4 protein-coding genes are annotated in these 3,554 nt (G+C 68.1%); all 4 read left to right on the top strand.

All coding sequences use genetic code 11. From position 1 onward, the window contains the following. Positions 1–459 (top strand): response regulator transcription factor (locus PKKP23_RS33095; protein WP_138721053.1); only part of this gene is annotated, 459 nt, incomplete at its 5' end. A gap of 499 nt (positions 460–958) precedes the next feature. Beyond that, complete coding sequence (locus PKKP23_RS33090) at positions 959–1,822, top strand: peptidylprolyl isomerase (RefSeq protein ID WP_126880044.1); 864 nt, start codon at positions 959–961, stop codon at positions 1,820–1,822. A 14-nt stretch (positions 1,823–1,836) separates the two neighbouring features. After that, complete coding sequence (locus PKKP23_RS33085; RefSeq protein WP_240659270.1) at positions 1,837–3,243, top strand: DUF746 domain-containing protein; 1,407 nt, start codon at positions 1,837–1,839, stop codon at positions 3,241–3,243. Between the two features lie 111 nt (positions 3,244–3,354). Then, positions 3,355–3,554: hypothetical protein (locus PKKP23_RS34365; RefSeq protein ID WP_205703038.1), on the top strand; the 200-nt coding region annotated here is incomplete at its 3' end.

Genomic DNA, 3,554 nt, shown 5'->3' with positions numbered 1-3,554 from the left:
GGTGCCGACGACTGCCTGGTCAAGCCGGTCGACCCGGCAATCCTGGTGGCAAAGGTTTCGGCCCTGCTGCGCCGGTCCCGCGCCGGGGAGGCGGTGGCCTCAAGACTCGAATACCGGGATTTTGTCTTCGAACTGAAGGAAGGGCGGGCATACCGGGGGGGCCAGCACATTGCGCTTTACCCCAGGCAGTTCCAGGTTGCCGTCCTGCTGTTCCGGAACATCGCCAGACCGCTGTCGAGGGCCTACCTGTTCGAGGCGGTATGGAAGCAGCTCAGTACCGGCGTGTCCCTGCGGACCGTCGATACGCACGTAGGGGAAGTCCGGAGCCGGTTGCGGCTGCGGCCCGAACACGGCTATCTCCTCGCGCCCGTGTTCGGCTACGGCTACCGCCTGGACGATCTCCTTGAGAAGGGTGAGGCCGCGGGCCGGCACACCTGCCTGTCTGATGTATCGCAGTGAGGGGCGAGCCGGTACCCGGGCGGCATGGCAGGCGCCGCACCGCGACGCAACCCATGGATGGCGCCCGCGCGCCCCGCACCGGCCGGCAGCCGGGGAGGGATGACTGATGACGAAGACATACAGGGAAGGGGGCCGGGGAGCAACGGAACAGCGAACCCACTTAGTGGTTCGATAAAACCTTCGTTTTGCTGAACTCGCCGTAGAGTCTCCCGCGTGACGCGCGAAACAGCCTGTAATCGGTTCAAAAAACACGTCTTTGAAATCAAAGTTCTGCAAACGCATGGCTGCCATGAGTTTGCAGAACCAGAGCGCTATGCCGTCCGCAAAGTCTTGCCAGAATTGGCATTGCGGTCTTAAGTGAGTTGGCTGTTCCGTTGCTCCCCGAACCCCTATTAAGGGGTTGTTCTGGAAGACTGGCTCGTGTCCCGGACCCGCATGGCCGGGACACCTTTGCGTGGCGGTTCGCCGCCGCGCCCTTTTTATCTGAAGTGAGGTATCGATGCATTCGCGAAAACACATCCTCCCGCTGGCGCTTGCGGTGCTCGGCCTGTACATGACCACCCCCGTGTGGGCGCAGACGGATACTGCACCTCCATCGCTTCCCGCAGACGCGGTGGCCACCGTCAACGGCGTGGCGATCCCGCAGTCGCAGCTCGATGAAGCGGTGCGCGTCGCGGCACAGGTGGCTCACCAGCCCGACACGCCGCAGCTGCGCCAGGCGCTGAAGCAGCAGCTGATCGCGCGCGAGCTTTTCCGCCAGAACGCGGAGAAGGCGGGCTACGGTTCGAAGCCGGAAGTCCAGCAGGCGATCAATATGGCGAAGGCCAATGCCGAAACACAGCTGTACCTGAAGGACAGCATTCATGCCGCGCCGGTGACCGATGAACAGGTGAAGGCGCGTTACGACCAGATCGTGGCGTCGCTGGGCAAGGAAGAGTACAAGCCGCGCGTGATCGCGGTGCCTGACGCGATGACCGCGGCGACCGTGCTGAGCGAACTGAAGGCGGGCAAGCGCTTCGACGTGCTCGCGCAGCAGTACAGCGTGGCGCCCAGCAAGGCAAACGGTGGGGAACTGCCGTGGGTGAGCTTCAAGACCCCGGTCGCGGAGGGCAAGACGCAGGGGCTGCCTCTGCCCGTGGCGCAGGCCATCACGCAGCTGCCGGTGGGAGGCGTGACGCCGGACTCGATTCCGGCCGGCAACGTGCGCCTTATCGTGAAGCTGGATGCGAAGCGGCCGACGCAGGTGCCGGCATTCGACGCGGTGAAGGGCACGATCCGCAAACAGCTCGAGGCGCTGGCGCTGGAAAAGGCCGCGGCTGACTTCACGGCGGGGCTGCTGAAGGGCGCGACGGTCGTGCAGTAGGACAGGCGGAAAGCATGTACGACGTGACGAACGCGGCGCCCGCGCGGCGCTTCGACGCGACGGTGGGAGCGATCACCGCGCGCGAGCCGGTGGATGATGAGCAGACCGAGGACGTGGCGCTCACGGATTACCTGACGCGCGCCTGGCTCGAACTCGTCAATCCTCACTCCGCGCCGTTGCCGCGCTGTCCGCATTGTGATGGTCTGCGCGTGCGCGCCGACCGCCCGAAGAAAGGCAAGCTGCCGCCGTTCTTCTGCCACGGCTGCCGCAAGGTCTTCAACCGCATGACCGGCACGCCCTTCGCGAGGCTGCAGGATCACGCGAAGGGCGCGGCGATGATTCCGCTGCTGTCGCGCCAGATGTCGATGATGCAGGCGGGCGCACGGCTGGGCCGCACGCAGAAGGCGGTCCTCTCGTGGCTGCTGGCGTTCCGCCGGTACCTGCTGGAGCTGGACCCGTCGGGCAGCTGGGAGGCGAGGGTACGGCTCGGCGTGCGGGTGGCGCCACGGGCGCGGTGCGCGCGCTGCGGCTTCGAGGGCGGTTTTCACGCCGGTGGCTTCGATCCCCAGCGGCGCCGGCGTATCCGCTGCCCGCGGTGCGGGCGCAGCCGGCTGCTGGACGTGATGCAGGGCGAGGGGCAGGCCTTCGAGGCCGTGGTGATGCACGATGCGATTGACAGCGCGGTGCGGGCCCGGCGCAAGGTGTTTCCCGACACGGAGGCGCCACCTGTCGCGCGCGCGGCCAGTGTGGGCGATGCGGCGCCGGCGGTGAAGCCGCGCGCGCGGCCGCGTCTGGAGGACGTGGTGCTGCCGGCGCGGACGGTGCCAGCGGGACCGGTGGAGCGGCGCGAGGATCCGGTGCTGTCGGCGTTCCTGCTGCCGCACGTCGAGGCCGCGCTCGGCGCGGACCGTGAGCCGGGTCCGTGTCCGTGGTGCGACAGCACGCGCACGCAGCACCATCTCCAGGCCCGTCCGAGCGGGCTGCCTGGTTTTCACTGCCGGGACTGCCTCGCGTATTTCACGCGCGCGTCGAACACGCCGTTCACCAGTTCGCTCGCGCGCCTGCACGCGCGCCGTCTGGTGCCGATGCTGGGCTGGCGGGACACCGCCGCGGCGGCCGCGCGCGAACTCGGCATGGACCCGACCGTGCTGCATCGCTGGCTGTCCGCCTGGCGGCAGTGGCTGCTGCTGCTCGATCCGGGAGGCGAGATGGAGGCGCGCGTGCGGCTGGGAATGCACCCGGAGCCGCTGGTGCTGACCTGCGGCAAATGCGGTCATACCGGGCCAGTCCTGCTGCTGGGGCCAGCGAGGCGACGCGGGGTGGACGGGGAGGGGGTGAGGCGCATCAAGTTCAGGTGCCGCCAGTGCGGCCGTTCGGGGCGGGCATCGCTGCCGGCCGCGGCCAGCGGAACCGCGGCCTGATGCGATGGTCCGCAGATCCGCGGCCTCCGGCGAACGACGGCGGTGTTTCAGCCCTGCCGCGCGGGCGCTACCGGTGCCAGCAGGGGCTGTCCTGCAAATCTGGTGAGGTGTATGCAAAAGAGGTCATGCGATCCTGAATGCTGGAATGGTGCCGGGCGGGCCCGTGCCCTGACCATCGTGCTGGCCGCACTGTCGATGCAGGCGGCCAGCGCCGGCCCGACGGATACGGATCCCTATGGCGTGGAGCCGTACCGGTCATGCGGGGACAGGCTCGTCACGGGCCTGCCCGAAGCGGTCGATTCACTGGATGC

Source organism: Paraburkholderia kururiensis JCM 10599 = LMG 19447 (assembly GCF_003986935.1).
In the GTDB taxonomy this organism is placed as follows: domain Bacteria; phylum Pseudomonadota; class Gammaproteobacteria; order Burkholderiales; family Burkholderiaceae; genus Paraburkholderia; species Paraburkholderia kururiensis.
This window is presented reverse-complemented; position numbering and strand designations above follow the sequence as displayed.

Coding starts and splice junctions, on each gene's coding strand:
- PKKP23_RS33090 (WP_126880044.1), top strand. CDS start 959: ATGCATTCGCGAAAACACATCCTCCCGCTGGCGCTTGCGGTGCTCGGC.
- PKKP23_RS33085 (WP_240659270.1), top strand. CDS start 1,837: ATGTACGACGTGACGAACGCGGCGCCCGCGCGGCGCTTCGACGCGACG.